At 64.8% G+C, this 24,190-nt stretch carries 22 protein-coding genes; 6 read left to right on the top strand and 16 right to left on the bottom strand.

What is annotated here, in order from left to right:
- Window positions 1-3: 3 nt before the first annotated feature.
- From U4Z64_RS01660 to U4Z64_RS01635, 6 genes are all read right to left on the bottom strand, one after another.
- Window positions 4-252 carry a hypothetical protein gene (locus U4Z64_RS01660; protein WP_124485054.1) on the bottom strand — a complete coding sequence of 83 codons (249 nt, stop codon included), beginning with the start codon at window positions 250-252 and terminating at the stop codon, window positions 4-6.
- A 240-nt stretch (window positions 253-492) separates the two neighbouring features.
- Window positions 493-1,023 carry a transferase hexapeptide repeat family protein gene (locus tag U4Z64_RS01655; protein ID WP_321819059.1) on the bottom strand — a complete coding sequence of 177 codons (531 nt, stop codon included), beginning with the start codon at window positions 1,021-1,023 and terminating at the stop codon, window positions 493-495.
- 3 nt (window positions 1,024-1,026) lie between these two features.
- Window positions 1,027-1,977, bottom strand: coding sequence for an electron transfer flavoprotein subunit alpha/FixB family protein (locus tag U4Z64_RS01650; protein ID WP_321819058.1), 951 nt, complete (start codon window positions 1,975-1,977; stop codon window positions 1,027-1,029).
- Window positions 1,978-1,993: 16 nt separating this feature from the next.
- Window positions 1,994-2,743 carry an electron transfer flavoprotein subunit beta/FixA family protein gene (locus tag U4Z64_RS01645; RefSeq protein WP_321819057.1) on the bottom strand — a complete coding sequence of 250 codons (750 nt, stop codon included), beginning with the start codon at window positions 2,741-2,743 and terminating at the stop codon, window positions 1,994-1,996.
- A 38-nt stretch (window positions 2,744-2,781) separates the two neighbouring features.
- On the bottom strand, window positions 2,782-3,570 hold the full coding sequence (locus U4Z64_RS01640; RefSeq protein WP_044844631.1) for an SDR family NAD(P)-dependent oxidoreductase: 789 nt from the start codon (window positions 3,568-3,570) through the stop codon (window positions 2,782-2,784).
- 62 nt (window positions 3,571-3,632) lie between these two features.
- Complete coding sequence (locus tag U4Z64_RS01635; RefSeq protein ID WP_321819056.1) at window positions 3,633-4,469, bottom strand: alpha/beta fold hydrolase; 837 nt, start codon at window positions 4,467-4,469, stop codon at window positions 3,633-3,635.
- A 139-nt stretch (window positions 4,470-4,608) separates the two neighbouring features.
- Here U4Z64_RS01635 and U4Z64_RS01630 point away from each other — a divergent pair, with 139 nt between their 5' ends.
- From U4Z64_RS01630 to dmpG, 6 genes are all read left to right on the top strand, one after another.
- Complete coding sequence (locus tag U4Z64_RS01630) at window positions 4,609-5,388, top strand: SDR family oxidoreductase (RefSeq protein WP_321819055.1); 780 nt, start codon at window positions 4,609-4,611, stop codon at window positions 5,386-5,388.
- A gap of 151 nt (window positions 5,389-5,539) precedes the next feature.
- Complete coding sequence (locus U4Z64_RS01625) at window positions 5,540-7,105, top strand: DUF1302 domain-containing protein (protein WP_044845648.1); 1,566 nt, start codon at window positions 5,540-5,542, stop codon at window positions 7,103-7,105.
- A 41-nt stretch (window positions 7,106-7,146) separates the two neighbouring features.
- Window positions 7,147-8,529, top strand: a complete 1,383-nt coding sequence (locus U4Z64_RS01620; protein ID WP_124484696.1) for a DUF1329 domain-containing protein — start codon at window positions 7,147-7,149, stop codon at window positions 8,527-8,529.
- Window positions 8,530-8,612: 83 nt separating this feature from the next.
- Entirely contained in the window at window positions 8,613-9,395 is a 783-nt protein-coding gene (gene dmpE, locus U4Z64_RS01615; RefSeq protein ID WP_321819054.1) for a 2-oxopent-4-enoate hydratase, read from the top strand.
- Between the two features lie 19 nt (window positions 9,396-9,414).
- A complete protein-coding gene (locus U4Z64_RS01610; protein ID WP_044845651.1) occupies window positions 9,415-10,314 on the top strand; it encodes an acetaldehyde dehydrogenase (acetylating) in 900 nt (299 codons plus the stop codon).
- A gap of 16 nt (window positions 10,315-10,330) precedes the next feature.
- Window positions 10,331-11,362 (top strand): 4-hydroxy-2-oxovalerate aldolase, encoded by a 1,032-nt coding sequence (dmpG, locus tag U4Z64_RS01605; RefSeq protein WP_321819053.1) that lies wholly within the window; start codon window positions 10,331-10,333, stop codon window positions 11,360-11,362.
- Between the two features lie 101 nt (window positions 11,363-11,463).
- On the opposite strand, the gene U4Z64_RS01600 is transcribed toward dmpG, so the two are convergent.
- From U4Z64_RS01600 to U4Z64_RS01555, 10 genes are all read right to left on the bottom strand, one after another.
- Complete coding sequence (locus U4Z64_RS01600) at window positions 11,464-12,933, bottom strand: efflux transporter outer membrane subunit (protein ID WP_321819052.1); 1,470 nt, start codon at window positions 12,931-12,933, stop codon at window positions 11,464-11,466.
- Window positions 12,934-12,939: 6 nt separating this feature from the next.
- Entirely contained in the window at window positions 12,940-14,070 is a 1,131-nt protein-coding gene (locus U4Z64_RS01595; RefSeq protein ID WP_321819051.1) for an ABC transporter permease, read from the bottom strand.
- A 1-nt stretch (window position 14,071) separates the two neighbouring features.
- On the bottom strand, window positions 14,072-14,998 hold the full coding sequence (locus tag U4Z64_RS01590) for an ABC transporter ATP-binding protein (RefSeq protein ID WP_321819050.1): 927 nt from the start codon (window positions 14,996-14,998) through the stop codon (window positions 14,072-14,074).
- Complete coding sequence (locus tag U4Z64_RS01585) at window positions 14,995-15,909, bottom strand: HlyD family secretion protein (RefSeq protein ID WP_321819049.1); 915 nt, start codon at window positions 15,907-15,909, stop codon at window positions 14,995-14,997. The genes U4Z64_RS01590 and U4Z64_RS01585 overlap by 4 nt, the downstream gene beginning before the upstream one ends.
- A gap of 93 nt (window positions 15,910-16,002) precedes the next feature.
- Window positions 16,003-17,217 carry an alpha/beta hydrolase family protein gene (locus U4Z64_RS01580; RefSeq protein WP_321819048.1) on the bottom strand — a complete coding sequence of 405 codons (1,215 nt, stop codon included), beginning with the start codon at window positions 17,215-17,217 and terminating at the stop codon, window positions 16,003-16,005.
- A complete protein-coding gene (locus U4Z64_RS01575; RefSeq protein ID WP_321819047.1) occupies window positions 17,210-18,418 on the bottom strand; it encodes a phosphoadenosine phosphosulfate reductase family protein in 1,209 nt (402 codons plus the stop codon). Before U4Z64_RS01575 ends, U4Z64_RS01580 begins: the two co-directional genes overlap by 8 nt.
- Complete coding sequence (locus tag U4Z64_RS01570) at window positions 18,415-19,668, bottom strand: hypothetical protein (RefSeq protein WP_321819046.1); 1,254 nt, start codon at window positions 19,666-19,668, stop codon at window positions 18,415-18,417. The genes U4Z64_RS01575 and U4Z64_RS01570 overlap by 4 nt, the downstream gene beginning before the upstream one ends.
- A gap of 744 nt (window positions 19,669-20,412) precedes the next feature.
- Window positions 20,413-22,485: a Na/Pi symporter gene (locus tag U4Z64_RS01565; RefSeq protein ID WP_321819045.1), complete on the bottom strand. Its 2,073-nt coding sequence runs from the start codon at window positions 22,483-22,485 to the stop codon at window positions 20,413-20,415.
- Window positions 22,486-23,177: 692 nt separating this feature from the next.
- Window positions 23,178-23,441: a translation initiation factor IF-1 gene (gene infA, locus U4Z64_RS01560; protein WP_011355053.1), complete on the bottom strand. Its 264-nt coding sequence runs from the start codon at window positions 23,439-23,441 to the stop codon at window positions 23,178-23,180.
- Window positions 23,442-23,902: 461 nt separating this feature from the next.
- On the bottom strand, window positions 23,903-24,106 hold the full coding sequence (locus tag U4Z64_RS01555; protein ID WP_006751843.1) for a cold-shock protein: 204 nt from the start codon (window positions 24,104-24,106) through the stop codon (window positions 23,903-23,905).
- Window positions 24,107-24,190: the final 84 nt, after the last annotated feature.

Genomic DNA, 24,190 nt, shown 5'->3' with positions numbered 1-24,190 from the left:
ACGTCAACCTGGTTTCTTCGACGACCGCGCGACCGCGAACCACGCCATCATCGCGCCCGCGACCCACGCGCAGGTCAGCAGCAGGTCGAAGTCCATCATGCCTTCGAAATTTTCACTGTTCTCGAAGCTGCAATGCCGGCTGCCGCGAAATTCGATGCAACCGCTGGCGACCCACTGAATGTGCATGAATACGTGATAGACGGCGAAGGCCGAAGCGATAATGGCAACGCGCAGGCGTAGGGTCGTTTTCATTCGGCGCCGGAGGCGGTGGGATGGTCTGACGCCGATCTTAAGACAACGGCGCCGCATCAGGCAATCGATCCCGCGCGAACGTCGCGACCGGCATGCACGACGGCGAATCGCCATCCGCACAAACCCCGATAAAACCGTGGCATCGCGCTTTCGGCGCGCACGGATTTGCGGTATTCACGCTGATGCACGATGGTCTTGCCGCCGGCAAGCCTCCGCCGCCCGAACGACAACGCGCATCGCTTACGCGTCGTCGATCTGCCGGAGCGTCCTCAGGCAATCCACCGCCAGCTGCTGATAGATCCGCGTGCCGTTCGCCTTCGCGTCGATCTCCGCGTCGCTCAGCCGCCGGACCACACGACCCGGCACGCCCGCGAGCAGCACGCCGCGCGGCACGTCGTAACCGGCCTTCACGAACGCGCAGGCCGCGACGATCGTGGTTGCGCCGATCGTCGCGCCGTCCATCACGACCGCGTTCATCCCGATCATCGTGTCCGGCTCGAGCGTCGCGCCGTGCACGATCGCGCCATGGCCGATGTGGCTATTCACGCCGAGCCGGCACGTCTCGCGGATGCCGACGTGCAGTACGCAGCCGTCCTGCACGTTGCTGCCGTCGCCGACGACGATCGCGCCGAAGTCGCCGCGCAGGCTCGCATGCGGGCCGATGTAGCAGCCCGCGCCGATCGTCACGTCGCCGATCACGACCGCGCTCGGATGAACGTACGCGGACGAAGCGACGCGCGGGCGCATGCCGTCGAATTCGAACAGCGGCATCGCTCAGAGCACCGCGGTCGCTTCGGGCACGAGCGTGAACAGATCGCCGACGAGGCCGTAATCGGCCACGCCGAAGATCGGCGCTTCCGGATCCTTGTTGATCGCGACGATCACCTTCGAATCCTTCATGCCGGCCAGATGCTGGATCGCGCCGGAAATACCGACGGCGATATACAGCTGCGGCGCGACGATCTTGCCGGTCTGGCCGACCTGGTAGTCGTTCGGCACGTAGCCGGCGTCCACTGCCGCGCGCGACGCGCCGAGTGCGGCGCTCAGCTTGTCGGCCAACGGTTCGAGAACCTTCATGTAGTTCTCGCCGCTGCCCAGGCCGCGGCCGCCCGACACGACGATGTTCGCGCTGGTGAGTTCGGGGCGGTCGAGTTTCGTCACCTCCCGGCCGATGAACTGCGACACACCCGCGTCTACTGCCGCTTCGATCTTCTCGACCGCTGCGCTGCCGCCTTCGGCCGCCACCGGATCGAAGCCCGTCGTCCGCACCGTGATCACCTTAATTGGGTCGCCCGACTGCACCGTCGCGATTGCGTTGCCCGCATAGATCGGACGCTCGAACGTGTCGGCCGATACAACCGCCGTGATGTCGGAGATCTGCGCGACGTCCAGCTTCGCGGCGATGCGCGGCGCGATGTTCTTGCCGTACGCGGTGGCCGGCGCGAGGATGTGCGAGTAATTCGACGCGACGGTCAGCACCGTCGCTTCGACGTTCTCGGCGAGACCGTCCGCGAGTTGCGGCGCGTCGGCGAGCAGCACTTTCGAAACGCCTGCGATTTTTGCTGCCGCATCGGCCGCCGCTTGCGCGTGGTGGCCTGCAACCAGCACGTGAATGTCGCCGCCAATGGCCTGCGCGGCCGCCACCGCACTCAACGTCGCGGCCTTGATCGGCGACGCGCCGCCAGCCGATGCCGCATCGTGCTCGGCGATTACCAGAATCGTCATGTCCGTCCGCTCCCTGTTACAGCACCTTGGCTTCGGTCTTCAGCTTGTCGACCAGCGTCTGCACGTCCGGCACCTTCACGCCGGCCGCACGCTTCGGTGGCTCGGCCACCTTCAGCGTCTTCAGACGCGGCGTGACATCCACGCCGAGGTCTTCCGGCTTCACCGTTTCCAGCGGCTTCTTCTTCGCCTTCATGATGTTCGGCAGCGTCACGTAGCGCGGCTCGTTCAGGCGCAGGTCCGTGGTAACAACTGCAGGCAGTTGAAGCGACAGCGTTTCCGCGCCGCCGTCGACTTCACGTGCCACGGTTGCCTTACCGCCGGCGATCGTCACCTTCGACGCGAACGTCGCTTGTGGCAGGCCTGCCAGCGCAGCCAGCATCTGGCCCGTCTGGTTCGAATCGTCGTCGATCGCCTGCTTGCCGAGAATCACGAGCTGCGGCCGTTCCTTGTCGACCAGCGCCTTCAGGATCTTCGCGACACCGAGCGGCTCGACCGCGTCGCCAGCTTCGACGAGGATCGCGCGATCCGCGCCGATCGCGAGCGCCGTGCGCAGCGTTTCCTGCGCCTGCGCGACACCGACCGACACGGCCACCACCTCCGTCACGACGCCGGCCTCCTTCAGCCGCACGGCCTCTTCCACCGCGATTTCGTCGAACGGGTTCATCGACATCTTCACGTTCGCGATGTCGACGCCGGTGCGGTCGGACTTCACGCCGACCTTTACGTTCGCGTCGACCACGCGCTTCACTGCCACGAGCGCTTTCAACTGCCTGCCTCCTCTCTTGTTTCGACCGCCGCGGCGCGTCAGCGCGCGGTGTATCCGCCGTCGATCACCAACTCCGCGCCTGTCACATAGCGCCCGGCCGGCGACACGAGATACAGGATGCCGGCCGCGATGTCGCGCGGGCTGCCGATCTTCGCCATCGGCACGTGGGTCTGCAGATAGCCGAACACGTTGTCGGGATCCTGGCCCATCTGGCGGAACGCGTCCTCGAGCATCGGCGTGCGGATGTAGCCCGGATGCACGGAGTTCGCACGAATGTTCTTCGCCGCATACAGCATCGCATCGACCTTCGCCATCATCCGCACCGCGGCCTTCGATGCGTGATACGCGGGCACGTCGGGGCCGCCGACGATCCCGTACATCGACGACAGGTTCACGATCGAGCCGCCGCCGGCCGCTTCCAAGCGCGGAATCGCCGCACGCGTGCACAGGAACACGCCGTTGACGTTCACGTCCTGCACGCGCTGCCACTGTGCGAGCGTGAGTTCGTGGGTCGGCACGTTGTGCCCTTCGATGCCCGCGTTGTTCACGAGCACGTCGAGGCGCCCGAAGCGCGCGACGATCTCGCCGAACACGCGCTCGACGTCGGCCTCCTGCGTGACGTCGAGCGACCAGAACGCGGCCTGGCCGCCCTGCGCGCGAATCTCCTCGACGAGCGCTTCGGCGGGCTGCGACAGCACGTCGAGGATCGCGACGCTCGCGCCGGCCGCGGCCAGCGTGCGCGCCGTTTCCGCGCCGATGCCGCGCGCGCCGCCAGTGATCGCGGCCACCTTGCCGCGCAGGTCGAACAGGTCTTCGATGAGTTTCATTGTGTCTCCTTGTATTTAGGCGAACCGGTCACGAACGGGCCGGCCATCAAAACCATCGCGCATCATCGCGCCGTCGGCGCAGCCAGGAAATCGAGGCATTCCCGATTGAAATAGGCCGCATGCTCCACCATGACCCAGTGGCCGCAGCGGTTCAGCAGCACGAAGCGCGCGTCGCGGCAACGCTCGAGGAACGTCAGCGCGCCGCCGACCGGATTGAAGCGGTCGTCCGTGCCCCAGAAACCGAGCACCGGGCAGCGCAGGTCGGCGAGCGCGCCCGTCAGGTTCGGCACGCTCATCGTCGACAGCACTTCGGTCGGCTGCTCGACGCACACCTTCATCCGCTCGGCGACGAGCGCGTCGGTGACGATCGCCGGATCGTGCACCAGCAGCGTCAGCAGCTCGCGCATCGTGTCGTCATTCATCTGGCGATTGGTGAAGAGCTGCACCATCCGCTGGATCCCTTCCATCCGGAAATAGGTATCGCGATCCTCGACGCCGCCCGGCGCCATCATGATCAGCCCGTCGACTTCGTCCGGGTAATCGAGCGCGTATTTCAGCGCGATCGCGCCGCCGAGCGAGTTGCCGAGCAGTACGGCCGGCCCGATGCCGAGCGCGGACAGCTGCGCGTGCAGCGTGCCGACGAAGAAATCGAGCGTGTAGGCGACGTCGGACGGCTTCGACGACTGCCCGTAGCCCGGCAGGTCGACGACGATCGCGCGGTGGCCGGCCGCCGCGAATGCCGGGTAGTTGTGCTTGAAGTTGCTGAAACCACTCGCGCCCGGGCCGCTGCCGTGGATGAACACCACCGGGCGGCCTGCGCCCGCCTCGAAATGATGCAGGCGCAAGCCGCCCGGTACGTCGGTGAAGATGCCGGCCGGCGGCGTCGTGGGGTTCGTCATCGCGGGTTGTCTCCTTCGTCGGTCGATGGATGCCTGCCACGATGATTGCGCCGCCGGCGCCGGCCGGCATCATCCTTTCAGACTACGAAGCCGCGCGCGCTTGTTCCTATCATCGGGCCACCGAAAACGGAGGCAGACGATGAACGGATTCGACTACAGCGGCAAGACGGTGCTCGTGACGGGCGGCACCAAGGGCATCGGGCGGTGCATCGCCGAGCGGTTTCTCGCGGCGGGCGCGCGCGTGTTCGTGTGCGGGCGCAGCGCGCCCGACACGCCGCCGTCCGCCGGCGGACGCACGGCCACCTTCATCGCGGCCGACCTGCGCGACATCGAGCAGGTCGACGCGATGCTCGCGACGGCCCGCGCCGCAACCGGCGGCCTCGACGTGCTCGTCAACAACGCGGGCGGCTCGCCGTTCGTGCTCGCGGCCGACGCATCGCCGCGCTTCACCGAATCGATCGTGCGGCTGAACCTGATCGCGCCGCTGCAACTCGCGCAGCGCGTGAACGCGATCATGCAGCCGCAACCGCACGGCGGCGTGATGCTGTTCATCGCGAGCGTCAGCGCGTCGCGGCCGTCGCCCGGCACCGCGGCCTACGGCGCCGCGAAGGCGGGGCTCGTCAACGCGGTCACGTCGCTCGCGGTCGAGTGGGCGCCGCGCGTGCGCGTGTGCGCGATCAGCCCGAGCCTCGTGCAAACCGAATCCGCGACCGAAGGCCACTACGGTGACGATGCGGCGCTCGATGCGATCCGCGCGACGATTCCGGCCGCACGGCTCGCGACGCCCGACGACGTCGCGTCGGCGTGCCTGTTCCTCGCGTCGCCAGACGCGTCGTACACGTCGGGCGCGAACCTGCGGCTCGACGGCGGGGGCGAACGGCCCGCGTTCCTGGCCGCGGCGCAGATGCAAGCGCGCTGACGGACGCGCCGCCAGAGGCGTACGCCGATCGTTTCCAGTCCTAGGGAAGTCATCTAGTTCATTTTGACGATTCCCTGCTATCGCGATCTCCCTACTCTGCCTCTCACGACAACCACAGTCGACCGTCGTCGATACCCCCAGAGGAGACACCATGCATCAACGGATTTCGCGCCGTACCGACAAGCGGGCCACCGCCGCGCTGTCGACGCTGGCCGCCGCGCTGCTGACTTGCGTCGTTCCCGACGCGCACGCCGGCAGCACGATCGAGCTTGGCGCCGACACGACGCTGGACTACACGTTCACGCTGAGTTACGGCCTTGGCATGCGCACGCGTGCGCCGAGCGGCAATCTGCTGACGCCGGCGAACATCAACGGCGACGACGGCGACCGCAACTTCGCGAAGAACAAGCTGATCGAGAACCAGGTCAGCCTGCTCGGCGAAGTGAACCTGAAACACGACGACTGGGGCGTGTTCGTCCGCGCGAGCACGTTCTACGATCAGGCGTACCGCCACCCGAACTACAACGACGCGCCCGGCACGGTCAACCACACGGGCCAGTACAACAATTTCACCGGCGACGCCCGCTACTGGTCGGGCGGCCACACGACGCTGCTCGCCGCCTACGCCTACAACACCTTCAAGATCGGCCCGACGAGCCTGAACGTGAAGGTCGGCGACCAGGTGGTCGCGTGGGGCGAAAGCCTGTTCTTCCCGAACATCGCAGGCGCGCAAGGCCCGGCCGATGCCACCAAGTCCTATGTCGCGGGCGCTCAGGTGAAGGACATCCTGCTGCCGGTGCCGCAGATCTCGACGCAGTGGCAGATCACGCCGAACTTCAGCCTGCTCGGCTACTACCAGTTCTCGTTCCAGCAGAACCGCCTGACCGCGCCCGGCACGTACTGGAGCTATTCGGACGTGGTCGGCCCGGGCGCGCAGTTCATCATCGGCCCGGGCGGGATGATCATTCCGCGCGGGGCCGACGACAAGCCGAGCGCCCGCAACCAGTGGGGTATCGGCGCACGCGTGCGGGTGCTGGGCGACACCGAGCTCGGCGTGTACCACCTGCATTACAACGACATGAACCCGAGCGTCGTCACGACGTACTTCCCGACGCTGCAGTACCAGCAAAAATATTTCAGCAACATCAAGCTGACCGGCGCGAGCTTCTCGACGCAGGTCGGCCCGGTGAACGTCGCGGGCGAAGTGTCGTATCGCCAGGGCGCGGCCGTGCTCGTCAACACGCCGACCGGCGCGCAGTCGACGCGCGCGAACGTGCTGCAGACCAACCTGTCGGGCATCTACTCGATCGGGCCGAGCTTCCTCGCGAACTCGCAGTCGCTGATCGGCGAACTGACGTACGTGCATGCCGGCGGCATCTCCGCGCTCGACGGCTCGACCACGCTCGTCAACTCGCGCAACGCGCTCGCGATGGAGATCGCGTGGACGCTCAGCTACAAGAACGTGTTCAACGGCTGGGATCTCGACGTGCCGCTGACCTACACGCACGACCTGACCGGCACGTCGCCGCTCGCCGGCGCTCTCGGCTCGCTGACGGGCCAGGGCGATCACCGCGTGACGGCCGGCGTGACGTTCACGCGCCTGAGCAACCTGCAGCTGGCGCTCGTCTACGCCAAGTTCCTCGGCTCGCCGAACCCGGTCACGCGTCCGCTCGCGGATCGCGACTACGTGCTCGCCACGGCGACCTACCACTTCTGAGCGGCCCGGCCGCTCGTCACTCAGCAAGAAGAGGATTTGTCATGAAACGAACTCGTCTCCCCCTCCTGCGCGCATCGGTGATGGCCGCATGCGCGCTCGTCGCGACGGCCTCGTTCCCGAAGGTCACGCCGGACGACCTGAAGGCGCTCGACGGCCCGCTCACGCCGATGGGCGCGGTGCGCGCCGCGAGCAAGGACAACAGCGTGCCGGAGTGGTCGGGCAAGTGGCTCGGCACGCCGCCCGACGTGCAGTACAAGCGCGGCAGCCGCTACCCCGATCCGTTCGCGAACGAGAAGCCGGTCGCGACGATCACCGCCGAGAACATGGCGCAGTACGCGGAGCACCTGACCGACGGCCAGAAGGCGATGTTCAAGCGCTATCCGGCCACGTTCAAGATCAACGTCTATCCGAGCCATCGCGACTTCCGCTACGCGGATTCCGTCTACAAGGACATCCGCACGTATGCGCCCGATTCGACGATGACGTCCGACGCGAACGGGCTGACCAACGCGCCGCCGCAGGTGCCGTACCCGATCCCGAAGACGGCCGCCGAGCTGCTGTGGAACCAGCGCTTCTCGTCGGCGATCGGCACCGAGCAGGCAACCTACGACCAGGCGGTCGTGTATTCCGACGGCAACATCGCGTGGGGCAAGGTTCGCTACGACATCTACTCGCCGCGCAACGTCGGCAAGTACGACGTGAAGAGCGACCTCAACAACCGCACGTTCTATCGCAACGCGACGGAGCTGCCGCTGTCCGACCGCGGCTCGCTGATCGTCGGCTTCACGAACTGGGACAAGGCCGGCGCGGACAACTCGTCGCGCACGTGGATGTACAACCCGGGCACGCGGCGCGTGCGCCAGGCGCCCGAATACGGCTATGACCAGCCGCAGGGCCCGGGCGGCTTCCGCACCGTCGACGACGACCGCCTGTACAACGGCCCCGGCGACCGCTACGACTGGAAGATCGTCGGCAAGCGCGAAGTCTACGTGCCGTACGACAACTACAAGGCGATGGACAGCTCGGTCAAGTATGCGGACCTGCTGACCAAGGGACATGAAAACCCTTCGTACATCCGCTACGAGCTGCATCGCGTGTGGGTGCTGCAAGCGACGCTGAAGAGCGGCTATCGTCACCAGTACGCGAAGCGCGTGCTGTACATAGACGAGGATTCGTGGATGACGCTGCTCGCCGACAACTACGACGCACGCGGCCAGCTGTGGCGCACCAACGTCGCGACGACGCTGTACGCATATGACGCGAAGACGTTCTACCCGGGTGTCGTGTTCTTCCACGACCTGATATCCGGCGCCTACATGGCCGACCGCCTGACCAACGAAGGGCCGATGCCGAAGCTCGACAGCAGCCCGCAGTTCAGCGAAGCGTACTTCTCGCCGGACGCGATCCGCAGTTCGGGTAACTAAGCAAATCGCCGACCGCGCCGGAGCCTCGCTCCGGCGCCCGACGCCGCCCGGGACGGCGGCCTTTTCCATTCGAGGGCCCTACCATGTCCAACCGCTTGCATGCGACGCTCGGCGACGAGCTGTATGCCGCGTGGCACTCCCGCGCGCCGGTCGCGCCGCTGTCGGGGCGGCCGCGCCGGCTGTCCCTCGACGATGCGTACCGGATCCAGCAACGCTTCATCGAACGCCGCGTCGAATGCGGCGAATCGGTGGTCGGCAAGAAGATCGGCGTGACGAGCCAGGCCGTGCAGGACATGCTGAACGTGCGCCAGCCCGATTTCGGCATCCTGCTGTCCGGCATGCACTACGCGGCCGGCGAGGCGATCGCCACCGAGTCGCTGATCGCGCCGCGCGCCGAAGGCGAGATCGCGTTCATCCTCGCGCGCGACCTGCGCGGCCCCGGGATCGACCGCACCGACGTGATCGCCGCGACGGCCGCGGTTGCGCCCTGCTTCGAGATCGTCGATTCGCGCATTCGCGACTGGGCGATCCGCATCGAGGACACCGTCGCCGACAACGCGTCGTGCGGCGTGTACGTGCTCGGCGATGCGCGCGTCGATCCGAGCACGCTCGATCTCGCCGCGTGCGAGATGACCATCGAGAAGAACGGCGAGACCGTCGCGCAAGGCCGCGGCGATGCGGCGCTCGGCCATCCCGCCGACGCGGTCGCGTGGCTCGCGAACACGCTCGCCGAATACGACGTGCCGCTGCTCGCCGGCGAGATCGTGCTGTCCGGCTCGCTCGCGAAACTGATTCCGGTCACGGCCGGCGACGCGCTGTCGATGCACATCTCGGGCATCGGCGGTTGCGACGTCCGCTTTATCTAAAGGAAGAGGAAGAATCCTGATGAAGAAAATCAAATGCGCACTGATCGGGCCCGGCAACATCGGCACCGACCTGCTTTACAAGCTGCGCCGCTCGCCGGTGCTCGAACCGGTGTGGATGGTCGGCGTCGACCCTGCGTCCGACGGCCTCGCGCGGGCCCGCGAATTCGGGCTGAAGACCACCGACAAAGGTGTCGACGGGCTGCTGCCGCACGTCGCCGACGACGAGATCCGCATTGCGTTCGACGCGACGTCGGCCTACGTGCACCGCGACAACTCCGACAAGCTCACCGCGCTCGGCGTGAAGATGATCGACCTGACGCCAGCCGCGATCGGGCCGTACTGCGTGCCGCCGGTCAACCTCGACGCGCATCTCGGCAGCGCGCAGATGAACGTGAATATGGTGACCTGCGGCGGCCAGGCGACGATCCCGATGGTGTACGCGGTGTCGCGCGTGCAGCCGGTCGCATACGGCGAGATCGTCGCGACGGTGTCGTCGCGCTCGGTCGGCCCCGGCACGCGCAAGAACATCGACGAATTCACGCGCACGACGTCCGGCGCGATCGAACAGGTCGGCGGCGCCCGCAAGGGCAAGGCGATCATCGTGATCAACCCGGCCGAGCCGCCGCTGATCATGCGCGACACGATCCACTGCCTCACCGACGGCCCGCCCGACGTCGACGCGATCACCGCGTCGGTGCATGCGATGGTCAAGGAAGTGCAGCGCTACGTGCCCGGCTACACGCTGAAGAACGGCCCGGTGTTCGACGGCAACCGCGTGTCGGTGTTCATGGAAGTCGAGGGGCTCGGCGATTACCTGCCGAAATACGCGGGCAATCTCGACATCATGACCGCCGCCGCGGCCGCCACGGCCGAGCGTTTCGCCGAACAGATGCTGGCCGCGACGGCCGCCACCGCTTGAGTCGAGGAGTCACACGATGTCACTAGCAGGCAAGAAGATCACCGTCCACGACATGTCGTTGCGCGACGGGATGCACCCGAAGCGTCACCAGATCACGCTCGACCAGATGCGCAACATTGCGCGCGGGCTCGATGCGGCCGGCGTGCCGCTGATCGAGGTCACGCACGGCGACGGGCTCGGCGGCGCGTCGGTTAACTACGGTTTTCCCGCGCATACCGACGAGGCGTACCTGAGCGCCGTGATTCCGGAGCTGAAGCAGGCGAAGGTGTCGGCGCTGCTGCTGCCCGGCATCGGCACCGTCGAGCACCTGCGCATGGCGCACGAGCTCGGCGTCGGCACGATCCGCGTCGCGACACACTGCACCGAAGCCGACGTGTCGGAACAGCATATCGGCCTCGCGCGCACGCTCGGCCTCGATACCGTCGGATTCCTGATGATGGCGCACATGTCGTCGCCCGAGCAGCTCGTCGTGCAGGCGACGCTGATGGAGTCGTACGGCGCGAACTGCATCTACATCACCGATTCGGCCGGCCACATGCTGCCCGACGACGTGACCGCGCGCATCAGCCAGGTGCGCGCCGCGCTAAAGCCGGAGACGGAACTCGGCTTCCACGGCCACCACAACCTCGCGATGGGCGTCGCGAACTCGGTCGCGGCGGTCGCCGCCGGCGCGAACCGGATCGACGCGGCTGCCGCCGGCCTCGGTGCCGGTGCGGGCAATACGCCGATGGAAGTGTTCGTCGCGGTGTGCGACCGGATGGGAATCGAGACCGGCGTCGACGTGTTCGCGATTTCCGACGTCGCCGAGGATCTCGTCGTGCCGATCATGGACGCGCCGATCCGCCTTGACCGCGATGCGCTGACGCTCGGTTACGCGGGCGTCTACTCGTCGTTCCTGTTGTTCGCGAAGCGCGCGGAAGCGAAGTACGGGATTCCGGCGCGCGACATCCTCGTCGAACTCGGCCGGCAGCGGCTCGTCGGCGGGCAGGAGGACATGATCGAGGATGCGGCGCTGACGATGGCGCGGGCACGGGCGGTGGCGGCATAACGGGGATCTGCGCTGCCTTCCATGTCATGGACGCATCGCAGGTCAGTCTCCGGCCGGAGCCGCGGCGATCGCGGCTCCGTCTTCCGCATAGATGCCTGCCGTCAACGCGCAGGATACGCGTCGCCACCGACGGCGGCAAAAAACGAAACCGTACTGGCCATCCTGGCCGCGCGCAGGCGAATCACCTCCAGCCGCGTCAAATCGTACGCATACTCGGCACGTAGCACGCGAAGCCGATCCGAGCTACCGTTCTCGAACTGACGCCGCGTCATCTCGAGAATGGTCTGCTGGCGCCGCGCGACGGCGCTACGGGCCTGCAGCGCCGTCGTATCGCGATCGATTTCGGTCATCGCATCGGCCACGCTCTGCAATCCGCTGAGCACCACCTGCCGGTAGTCTTCAAACGTCGCATCGTATGCGGCATACGCCGCGTCCCGCGACGCACGCAATTCTCCACCGTGAAAAATCGGTGCGCTTAGCTGGGCACCGATATTCCAGATCGTCGTGCCGCCCGCGAACAACTGGCCGAGCACCAGCGGCGACGACCCGATGCTCGCGCCCAGTTCGATCCGCGGGTAAAGATTGGCCGTGGCAACACCGGCCAGTTCACCGGCAATGTGCAGGCTCGCCTCCGCTGCGAGGATGTCGGGACGTTGACGCACGAACTCCGACGGAACGATCGACGGCAGGTCTTGCGGCAACTGCAGATCGTCGAGACGAAACCGCGGCAGCGATTCGGGCGATGGAACGCCCGCATAGACCGCGAGTTGAAACCGGACCTGCTGCAGTTGCGCGCGCAAGGTCGCCAGTTCCGCCTCGATTCGATCGACGTCCGAATCGCCGTCGATTGTTTCCCGATAAGCCACGCTGCCGATTGCATAGCGATCGTGCTGCGTCTGCCGGACGGCCTGCCGGTTCTGCAACACGCCTTCGTTCAATTCGATTTCGTCGCGCAGCCGCCCTTCCCGGACCGCCGCGGCCGCGATATTGCCGGCCAGCGTCAGGCGTGCCGCGTCTGCCTGATGCTTTCTCAGCGCCGCTTCGTATTGTTTCGCGGCGATCCGATGGCGCTGCGCACCGAAGAAATCGAAGTCGTATCGAACGCTCACGTTTGTGTTGTACAGCATGAATGGCGACGGGTTCGGAATCATCGGCAGGCCGGCCGCAGCGGTATTCAACTGCTCCTTTTTTGCCGACGCGCCGAAATCGACCTGCGGATAGCGACTTGCTCCGCGCTGGCCCTCGAGATACTTCGTGGCTTCGACCAGCCGCGACTCCGCACTCCGCACGGACGGACTATCCTGCATCGCCTGCTCGACGAGTGTATCGAGCGCCGGCGAGCCAAAGCGCCGCCACCAGCGCGGATCGTGTTCGGCCGGCACAGAAGCGCCGTCGCGTTCGGCCGATCCGGCGCTCATTCCCATGAAGGTGGAAGGCAATGCCAGATCGCTCGCGGAACGAGAGACGAACGCGGGATGACGGCACCCTTGCCCCAGGACGATGGCGACCGCGATCGGCAGGAGCGCAATTGCGCGGCAAGCGCGGCGGCCATGATGTGTTCGTTGTGCCATCGTCGTTCAATCGAGCGTGGTTCTGTACGCGAGCAGGCCGAAGGTCATTGCAACCAGCGTGAAAGCGACCATCGTCGCGGCATCGGGCCAAACTTCATTCCATCCGCTGCCCTTCAGGAGGACGCCGCGAATGGCCCTGTTGAAATAGGTCAGCGGCAATCCGTTGCCGATCATCCGTGCCCAGCCCGGCATGCCGGCAAACGGGAACATGAATCCGGAGAGCAGGACGCTTGGCAGAAAATAGAAGAAAGTCATCTGCATCGCCTGCAACTGATTTCGCGCGACCGACGAGATGGCGATGCCGACCATCAGGTTCGCGAGGATCAACAACGACGCGAGGCAGTAGACCGTCACCGGATTGCCTTCGAACGGCACGCTGAATACGAACCGGGCCGCCAGCAGGATGATCGTGCACTGCAGGATGCCGATCACGATGTACGGAACGATCTTTCCGCAGATCACCTCGATGGACGTTGCCGGTGACGCGAGGATGTTCTCGATCGTTCCACGCTCACGTTCACGCGTGATGGCGAGACTCGTCATCATGACCATCGTCATCGACAGGATGACGCCCATCAGGCCCGGAATGATGTTGTACTGCGTAATGCCGGCCGGATTGTAGATCTTGTGCACACGGGCAGAGAATGCTTGCGGCGGCGCGGCTGGCGCCAGCGCTCCCGTCAGATCCTTGTTCAGCACCGTACGCGTCATCGTGTTGAACGCGGCGATCGCATTTCCCGTTGCCGCGGGATCCGTGGCATCCGCCTCGACCAGAATTTCCGGCTGCTCGTCGCGCACCAGCCGCCGCGAGAAGTCGTGCGGCACGCTGACCACGAACTGCACGGTTCCCTTTTGCAGTGCATCACGTGCCGCGCGCTCGGAAAACAGGCCCCCCTGGATATCGAAATAGCCTGTATTGCGCATGCCGGCGACGAGCGATCGCGAGAATTCGCTTGCGTCGTCGGCAAGCACGATCGTCGGAAGATGCCTTGGATCGCTGTTGATCGCGAAACCGAACAGCGCCAGCTGCACGATCGGCAACACGGCGATCATCCCGAGCGTCACGCGATCGCGGCGGATCTGCAGGAATTCCTTCGTCACCATGCTCCACCAGCGGGAAACCGAAAATCCGGTCATGTCAGCGTGGCTCCCCGGATCCGTCCTTCATCAAGTGCAGGAAAACGTGTTCCAGATTCGTTGCGACTCTCTGGATCTCGACGCCATCGCCGCCGACCATTTCGAGCGTCGCGCCGAGCACGGCCTCGTCACGCCCCGAAACGTGCAGCGCACGCCCGAACGCAATCACCTGCTCGACGCCCGGCCGCCCCTTCAGCCGGTCGTTCAATCGCACGAGATCTCCCCCGGACAGCGACCAGGTATGGAGCGCATGCCGCCGTACGAGCTCGCCGGCCTCGCCGTGCGCCAGCAGCGTCCCGTACGCGATGTAGGCGAGCTTGTGGCAACGCTCGGCCTCGTCCATATAGTGCGTGCTGACGAGCACCGAAATGCCGCGCGCCGCCAGACGGTGCAGTTCCTCCCAGAATTCCCTGCGCACGCCCGGGTCGACGCCGGCTGTCGGCTCGTCGAGCAGCAACAGCTCAGGCGACTGCAACAGCGCAGCCGCAAGCGCCACGCGCTGCTTCCAGCCGCCCGACAATGAACCGGCCAGTTGGTTCGCTCGCGATTCCAGTCCCATTTCGGCGAGGATCCGTGCGACACGTTCCTTTCGCGCGTCGATCGCATACAGTCGCGCGACGAAGTCGAGGTTCTCCCGCACCGTCAGGTCCTCCCAGTACGAAAAGCGCTGCGTCATGTAGCCGACCCGCCGCTTGATCTCCTGGCGCTGCGTCAGGATGTCGAATCCGAGGCAGGTCCCGTTGCCGGAGTCCGGCGTCAGTAGTCCGCACATCATGCGCAACGAGGTCGTCTTGCCGCTCCCGTTCGGACCGAGAAAGCCGAATATCTCGCCACGGCCGACCTGCAGGCTCAGGTTCTTGACGACGTGCCGCGCGCCGAAATGCTTGTTGAGCCGATGCACCTCGATCAACGGCGGTGCGTGGTTCATCGCGTCACCTCGACCGGCAAGCCCGGATGCAGTCCGCGCGCATCGGCGGTGTCGGGTCGCGCCTCGACGAGAAACACCAGTTTCGAACGCGCGTCGTTGCTGTAGATGACGGGCGGCGTATATTCCGCGTCCGATGCGATATGTGTGATCGTTGCCGAATAGCCGCGTGCGCACCCGTCGCATGCGAGCTTCACGACATGACCGACGCGCAGATGAGGCAGCGCGACCTCGGGCACGAAGAAGCGCACCTTCGTATTGCGATCGACGAGAATCTTGATCACCGGTTTGCCCGCGACGACCCACTCGCCCGGCGTGAAGAACGTATCGACGACGACACCCTTTCCAGGTGCCTGCACGGACAATTGCCGGTACTGCGTCCGCAGCCGTTCGTATTCGGCCTGAAGCGCGTCGGTGCTCTGTCGTTGCGAACGCAGCTGACCGTCTCGTGCCGGCAACCGCGCCGTCTTCAGCTGACTGGCAAGTTCGCGTACTCGTGCTTGGTCCACCCGCGCCGCCGCGCGCTCGCTTTCGAGTTGATCGAGTGAAATCGCGCGTATTTCGTAGTCGGCTTCGGCACGGGCGAGCCTTTGCGTCGAAAAAACCGCGCTCGCCCGCGCCTGTTCGAGCTGTGCCTTCACCGCATCGATTTCCGATGAACGCTTGCCTTGTTCCAGGTCGCCGAGCGCGTTCCGCGACGATTGCCACTGGTGATACTGGCGTTTGATCGCCTGTTCCAGGTCGGGCGCATCGATCTCGAAGACGCCCGCGCCCGCGTCGACACGGTCACCGCGCGCGGCACGCAATGTCTTCAGGTTCCCCGAGTACGGCGCCGACAAATAGGAAAACTGCCCTTCGATATAGCCGTGATACGTTTCCGGCGACTGGGTGCAACCTGTGGTCAGGAGGCACACGCAAACGAAACCGTACCCGACCCGCCGAGGCGTAAGCGTGATGCGTTCCATAGTGAAGAAACCGAATGTTGCACGGTGGTATGCGACGACCGATTACGCGGTCGGCAATCGACGGTCCGGCGGGCATCGCGCGCCGGTTCGCTGCGTGTAGGCGTCGAGAAACTCGGCGGCAGCCGCACGCCGGATTTCCGTCACGTATTGCGTGCAGCAATGGTCCCCGTCGTCGAATAGCGTCAGCTTGATGCCGTCGGTCAGCCCGAGCCCGTTCAACGTATCGCGCAGCCATGTCTTGTCCGCGACCGACACAAGCGGGTCGCGTCCGCCATGAACGATATGGACGCGGGCGCGGATCTTGCCAAGCATCTTGACGTCGCGGATGGCGAAATGGTCCGCCGCCGCCCGGGCATCCTCGAGCGACGTGATGCCGAGAATCTGGCAAAACTTGCTTTTCAGGAAGAATGGCAGCTTGTTGTAGTCACGCGCGTCGACGGGGCCACCCAGATCGAGAATCGCGCTGACACGCGCGTCGGCCGCCGCGATCTTGTAGGCCCACATGCCGCCCCAACTGATGCCGGCGATGGCATAGCCTTCGGTGTCGATCTGCGGATGGCTGCTCAACGCGTCGACGGCCGCGACGATCGCCTCGTCGAAGTTCTCGGGCCACGTCGTGCCGTCGATCAGGAACGATTCGCCTTGCCCGGGACCATCGATGCACAGTACGGCAAAACCCGCTTCCATAAACAGCAGTTCGCTCGCGAGATGCTCCTCCTTGACGTCGTCCATGCCGTGTACGATGACGACCAATGGACTCTTCCGCGACGACAACGGCATCTGCGGCAAATGCAGGTTCGCCCACATCGGATTGTGTTGCCAGTCGATACGCAGGCGGGCGAATCGCGCGCCGAATGCCCGACGTTCTGCCTCGACGTAGAAGTCACGACAGTGCCGATATGCGATCGTCTTTGCATCCGAAAGCGGCAGGCAACCCCACTGAACCAGATGAGCGAGGAACGACAGACGCCGGTAGTGTGCGATGGCCTCCTCGTCGGACATCCGCGGCAGCATTGCCTCGACCTGCCGAATCTCGCCTTGCAGAAATGCCATGCCCTTCGTCGGCCAGTCCGAGAGACCGTGCATCGCGGCAAGAAAGCGATCCAGCGTGTTCTGGTCGAACAGCGCCGCCCTCCAGCGATTCCAGAACGGCCGAGTGATGTTCTTCACACCCACGACGCGCGACAGCGCGAAGACGGCGCGGCTCAGGATGTGATCGGTAAAGGAGTAGGTTTCGGTTTCGCTCAGGTTACGCATCGTGATTGCCCTTTCGAATCGCCACGCCGAGTTCGGCGGCCTCCTGCTCACTCAAGCCGAGCATCGTTGCACCGAGACGCACGATGGCCGGATCGGGCGAGCCGGACGCCGCCTGGTCCGGGGCGTGCCCGAGCCGACGCTCGTTCGCGTCGATCACCTGATACAGATCGAAACCGAATCGCGAACGCATGACCGCCCGACCCAGTTCGTTGATCATGCAGTTCGAACTGCACGCGCCCGTGTTCTTCGGGAGAATCCAGTCATATCGCTCGATATGAGCAATCTGGGCCTCCCGCTCCGGCTTGCGCACGAGTTCGTAGTACGGGACGAGCACGGTCGGAAACCTGATGTCGTCGGGATCGGCGTCCAGCGAGCCCGCGTGGTCCGGAATCGCTTTCCGAAACGGCTGCACGAACTTGGCGACGAGATCGTTCACTTTCGGCAATGCGCGCGCCGACAACACGCCGGCACCCTCGAGATTCAACCGGTTCTGCCCCTTTTGCGTGCCGATGAAACAAAGCGGAATGCGATGGCGATTCGCGAATGCGCTCGCGCTGACCGCGATCAGCGAAAAGCACGGCCAGCACGCGGAGCCGTACGTCATGGCGCCTTTCTGCAGATCGACATCCGAGTTCCCGTCGATCGAGAATCCCGATCGGAACAGCGCATCCGTGAGCGCCTTGTCGGGACGTTCGATCACCAGTGGAATACCAAGCTTCGCGGTAACGCGCCGCGCGCTCTCGAGGGTTTGCGGCGACTGGTAGCCGGGATCCAGCATCCACGCACAAACGTTCACCCCTTTCTCGGCGAGTTGAACCAGCATGTAGGTACTATCCTTGCCGCCGCTGTAGAGCACCATCGCGGAATAGGTCGAACGTGGCTCACGCGCCGGAATCGAATCGAGCATGGCCGCTGCCGTCCCGAGGCTGGCGTCGCCAACGAACGGCAGGCGTTTCGCGACCGAGAGCGCCTTGTGACGCCACGTGCGCTCGCCGTCGGCGGCGGAAATGATCGAATCGAGCAACCATTCGTGATCCGCATCCGGTTCGTACTCCGCGCGCCGGTCGGATTGCATGCCCGAACAGTGTGTGCACAGCCCGGATGCCACGATCTCGTCGGCGTCGGTGCCGTTCATCAGCGCGTCGTAACGCAACGGCATCCCGCAGCGGGTGCATCCGCGATGGATCGGGATCGTCTTCACGAACGACCTCCCCGCGCGCCGGAGGGTCCGGCCGCATTGCCTAGAAAGCGGCGGAAAGCGGCGACATCGAGCACATGCTTACCGCACTGGAGCGGCGGAATCCCGAACTTCATGTCATCGAACGCGCGCTCGTAGGCAAGCAACTGCGCCGTATCGGCCTCGCCGATATTGCTTGCAAGCCGCGGCAGGCTCGCGCGTAACAACCCTTCGGCGAGGCACGACCATGAAACGACGCTGCCGTGTCCGACGTCGTCGGCGAAATCGAACGGGAAGAACGACCGGTATGCGATCTCGCCTACATCGACAAGCCCTGCGTCGCACGGGAGGATGTCGCCACGCGCCCGCACACGCGCCCACGCCGCGTCGCGATCCCAGCAATAGGGCTGGCTGTCATCGAGCAGGATCGTACCGGCGCGCACGAGGTCGATATCGAGGATGGAAGGCGTGCTGACCGCGCTGACAATGACGTTGGCATCGAGATAGCACCTGCTGTCGTCCGGCAACGCGTAACGCGTCGGAAGCACCTCGACCGATACCCGCATCGGAGAACCTGCCGCCACTTCCTCCGCGAGAGCGCGAACCCTGTCCCGCTGCTGCAGCGTGTCGACGAGGATCAATTCCGCGGGCCGAGTTGCCCGGGGCGAATGCGCCAGCAGCCTGGCCACCCCCGCACCCACGCTGCCGGCGCCGAGAATGGCGAGGACGGCGTCGCCTCCGTTCAATCCCGACTCGGACAGCGCCTTGTCGAACTGGCGGACGATCGAGACCGACGTCACCGCATGGCCGGTCGTCAATTCGAGACCGAGTTCCTTCGAGCGCGCTTCGATGCGGCGTCCGTAATTCGTCAGTGCCCCGGTTAGTCCACCCAGACAGACATGCCGCGCGCCCATAGCGGCCGCCTTGGTCAACCCCTCCTTCTCCATGCGGCTGCGGCTGGATGCGCGCTTTCTCGGGTCGATCATGTCTTCCGCGAGAATCGGCAGAAACAGGATGCCAATGTTGATGTCCTGCGCCTCGATGATCTCGCCGTAGACGGGCTGCAGACAGTCCAGCAAATCTGCGAGCGCGTCGCCGTCGAGCATGTCTGCCCAAGGGAACATCCGCGCAACGTCAGCGCGGTCGCGCGGATGTGTCAGCAGCACGACGTCGACATCGCGCACCGGACCACGTCCCAGCCATTTTCTCTGCGCGGAAGGACCGAAGTAGATATTCGATGCTGTTGCCGCCGGAGACTCTTTTCTTTCATCCATTGGTGTACTTCCATCGTTTCAATGTGAATGGACACGACCGGACCATTGAAAATCAATCCGACGATTCGATCGAATCTTAAAAATCAAAAACTCAAATAATATTTGCCAAGCAAATCCACGAAGGCGGAATGATCCGCCATCGTCACTTGAGACATTCCACGCGAGAGAATCGAGGCCAAAGAAAAAACCGAAACCATCCGGGTCAACGAAAAATTCTATTTTTCCAAACTCAATGCGTCAACACGAAAACGAATGGCGATTATTTTGATTTTGAGATTAAGTCGATAATTACCACTTTGAAACAAATTGGACACTAGTACCAGTACTAAATCGAAATCCCCGGCCGAATAGAATCGTTCGCAGGCCTCAATAGTACGGCGGCGGCCGGATTCGATCATGGAAATTCAGCATTGCAAACAGTGGCCTCATTGTGCCGAGAACGACAAACGAGCGAATTTCGTTGATCGGGTCGCTGGCGCAGGCGCGACGCTGTCGGCTCCGATGTTGCGATGGTGATCGTTCTGACCCCGTGACCGGTGACGCCTGATCCCGAAAACCAATATGGCCGTCGATCAAGTAGGGTGAGGAGCCCCCCTCAGCCCTCTCACACCACTGTGCGAGCCGTTCGTCGAAGATTTCCTGCGAGACGCGGCCGCTCGAGCATTGCGCACGCTTGATGCAGTGATTCGGAGCCGGTAGCCGAATCGGCCGCCACGCGATCGGCAGCCCGCTGCTTCCTTGTTGTCACCGCCCCTTGCTCAGAAGCACGACAACCAGGATCGCGACCAGCGCAGCGAGCCACTTCAAACCGGTGAACACCTTGTCGAGCCTTTCCGTCAGCGCCACGACGGGATTTCCGTCGTCCGTGCGCAGCGGCATCCGCGCTGACCGGCCATCTCCCGGCAGACTGACCTTCGGGAGATCGATGGCGAGATACACGACGTATCCGCTGGCGGTCGGCGCCGCCTTCAATGCGTTGCCGTCCTCACCGGGTCTCAGGAACGCGTGCAATCCCCCCGCCAGCACGGCACCGGGCGGGATCGACGTGTAGACGTCCCGCAGGCACAGCCCGGCCTTGACGGCTGTGACCTGCCCCGCCTCGACGCCGTCGGCAAGTGCCTGCATGCTGCTCGCCGGCACGTCGCACCATGCCCACCACTGAGCCGGTTCCTGCATCTCGTCATCGGACTCGTTGTAGCCGAGCCGTGCCGTGCCAAGCGGATCGTCCGAATGGGTGATGCCCAGTTCGTCCTGCAATTCGCGAAGGCCGTGCCGTTCAGGCTGGCCGATCTCGCGAGCCGCGAAGGTGATGTGTATCGTGCGCGTGCTGTTCTGCACGTCACCCATGATCGACAGACAGCAGTCGTCCAGACTCGCCGTCCCCTGGACATAGGTCGAAAGCGTCGAGTGCGTTGTCCCGCCGGCCGGCTCCAGGCGCCTGACGACCTGGATGTCCTGCAGGGTGAGCCACAGCGACTTCGCCGGGTAGTACGTCTGCACGTTGCCGTCGGCGCCAAGGTGCTCGACCGTATGGCCGGCGGATTTCCCGATTTCGATGCGATGACGCGGGTCCTCCTGTAGCCGGTCCTCGCCTGCATGCCGGTGCCGTCCCTCGTAGCCGGCAAGTTGTCCGGCATCGGGGCGCGTCAGCGGTGTCCGGGGCGCAATCCTGACATTGTCGAGAACGTCGTCGTGGGTACGGACTTCCATGACCGACGCTCCGGCACGGGCGATCGATGCGGCACGGGCTCGTGAACGTATCCCGTATCGCGTGTCGACGACGGGAAGCACATCACGGGCCTCCATGCCGAGCGTGATCCCGGGCGCCTGTTCCGCGAGCGGATCGGCGTACTGCGATCGGGACGCGGCCGAGACCTTCACGAGCGAAGGAAGCAGTCGGGTCAGCAGGTCGGCGTACGGGACCAGCAGCGGCAGGAACAGGCCGGCCAGCGACAGGTTGAACAGCGTATGGAAATCGGCCACCACCCGCCCGTTGTCCGGTTCGATCCTGACCATGACGCAACCGATCGCCGTCAGTGCGACAAGCGCAATCACCACGCCGGCCGACAGAATGAGCAGCATGCCGACCGGCACGCATCGGGAGGCAGGATCGTGTGTCGCGGTCTCCTCCAGCACCGGGCGGATGGCCACGCCCAGGTTGGCACCCAGCACCAGTGCGAAAGCCGTATCGGGGGGAATGACGTTTTGCGCGCACAGCGACATGATCAGGAGCACGATCGCGACGTTCGAATCGGCGGCCCAGGCCAGGCCGGCCGCCAGCAGGACGTCGATCAGCGGTATCGTGGATGCGTCGCTCAGCAACATCCGAAGATTCGGCGCATCCTCGTAGTCCGTCATCAACTCCTGCAGATGATGCAGTGCGAGCAGCAACAGGCCCAGGCCGATGAGCGTGCGCCCCAGTTCATGAGCGCAAGTGTTCGATACCTTGCGGAACATCAGCACGCCAACGAGGATCAGGGCGGGCGACACGGCGCTGACTTCGAACGAAAGCACCTGCACGAGCAACGTCGTGCCCACGTTCGCGCCGAGCACGACGGCCAATGCCGGGACAAGGCCGACGCGCCCCTGCGCGGCGAGTTCGCTCGTCATGACCGTGGTCGTCGTACTGCTCTGCAGCACCGCTGTTACGCCCATGCCGCCGAAGAAGGCAGGGAGTCGCCCGAAAAGCGCCCGTTCCAGCAGCGACCGCAGGCCAGCGCCGAACGCGCGCTGCATGCCGGTCTGAAGCATTTGCGTCCCGAGCAGCACCAGCGCAATCGAGCCGGCGAGATCGACCAGCGTGAACGTGAATGTCATGACTCTGGGCCCCAGACGCCGACCGGTTGTTCTTGTAACGTTTCCCGTCGTGAAGTTCGATCACGCCCGTCGCCGGCCGGCAAGGAAAGGCCAACTCGAATGCGTCTTGTCGCGACGGAGAAACGCACGACCGAACCGTAGATCACGCGACGGGTCTTCCCCCGAAGACGCCGTGCGCCACGTTACGGTCACCCACGGCGGTTTCCATGAAATCATGCGCCGGCAGGCACATCCCCGCTGCAAGTGGCATGCCACCAATGCGGGTCGGGTGCGCAAGGCGCGTTGAAACCGAAAAATACGGAGATGGGCCCGTCGGGCGAATGAATGTGTTGCAGCGTTGATACAGGCCTGCGTCTCTCATGCATCGGCCCATGTTGATTACCGCCATCACGCGCGCCCGACGACCGGGTGGTGGCGTCACCGTCACGAGCGGACCGAGCACGCCGCTGTGCCGACGCATCGGCACGTTTCGAAATTGAAACGCGCGGTGCGATACGTGGATGCGTACAACTGGATGGGAGCGGAGCGCGCGCTATGGACCGGCGCTCGTCGAAGATGGCTCGCCGACGTCGAATCCGCGAACCAGACCGGCGAACGGCGCGAACTGCGCCGTCCATCCGGTGTGCCCGGCCGCATGACCGGGCCGGACGGGTTTCGATCGGTACGGCGTTGCGCCGTCCGATCGCTACTGCTTAGCGACGCGGTTGCCCGGTGCGCGGCGGACGCGGCGAATTCGCGTCCTTGTGGCGGAAGTTGATGCGCCCCTTCGTCAGGTCGTACACCGACAGTTCCAGCGTCACACGGTCACCCGCGAGAATGCGGATGTGGTTCTTGCGCATGCGGCCCGACGCATACGCGCCGACCACGACGCCGTTTTCCAGCGTGACACGGTATTTGCTGTCCGGCAGCACTTCGTCGACGATTCCGTCCAGTTCCAGCAGTTCTTCTTTTGCCAAACCAATTCCTCCAGACAAGTGAGTGACCGCGGCCGCGGCGAGCCACCGGCGCCGTGTCCCGCAACGGGACGGCGGCCGGCAGGATGCCGGGTATCAATTCGTTCAGGCGGGCGACGGGCCCGCCTTGCAATCGGAGCCCGGCGCGTTGCGGCGGTCGGGCGGTCAGTGGCGGCGATGCAATCGGCACCGCGCAAAGTCGGGACCGCGCCGCGTGCGGCATGGCGACGGTCTACTCGGGTTGCAGCATGGGCCGCTGGCGACACGGCGAACGCGTCGCGAGGGCGTTGGATCGCACGTCGTACGGACGTGCGATGGATGAGGGAAGCACACGACCGATGCATCGTGAATGCCGCGATGCATCGGTCGTGTGCGTCGGAACGCGCTGGACGCCGGCTCGGGCCGGCCTCCGCGCGAGATCCGTCCGGCAGCGGCCGCCGCTTGGCGACCGGTGCCGATACGGCTTACTGCGGCGTGATGTTCGACGCTTGCAGACCCTTCGGGCCGCGCTTCACTTCGTAGCTGACCTTCTGGCCTTCGGCCAGGGTCTTGAAACCCGTGCCGCGGATTTCAGAGAAATGGGCGAACAGATCGTCGCCGCCGTTGTCCGGGGAGATGAAACCAAAGCCCTTGGTTTCGTTGAACCACTTGACGGTACCGGTATCCACAAATACTTCCTTAATACGAATGAAATGAACATGCGCCCGTGACGGGCACAGAAAGAATCAAAGAGGGAGAGACCAACGACTGCC

Source organism: Burkholderia sp. BCC1996 (assembly GCF_905339955.1).
Classification (GTDB): Bacteria; Pseudomonadota; Gammaproteobacteria; order Burkholderiales; family Burkholderiaceae; genus Burkholderia.
This window is presented reverse-complemented; position numbering and strand designations above follow the sequence as displayed.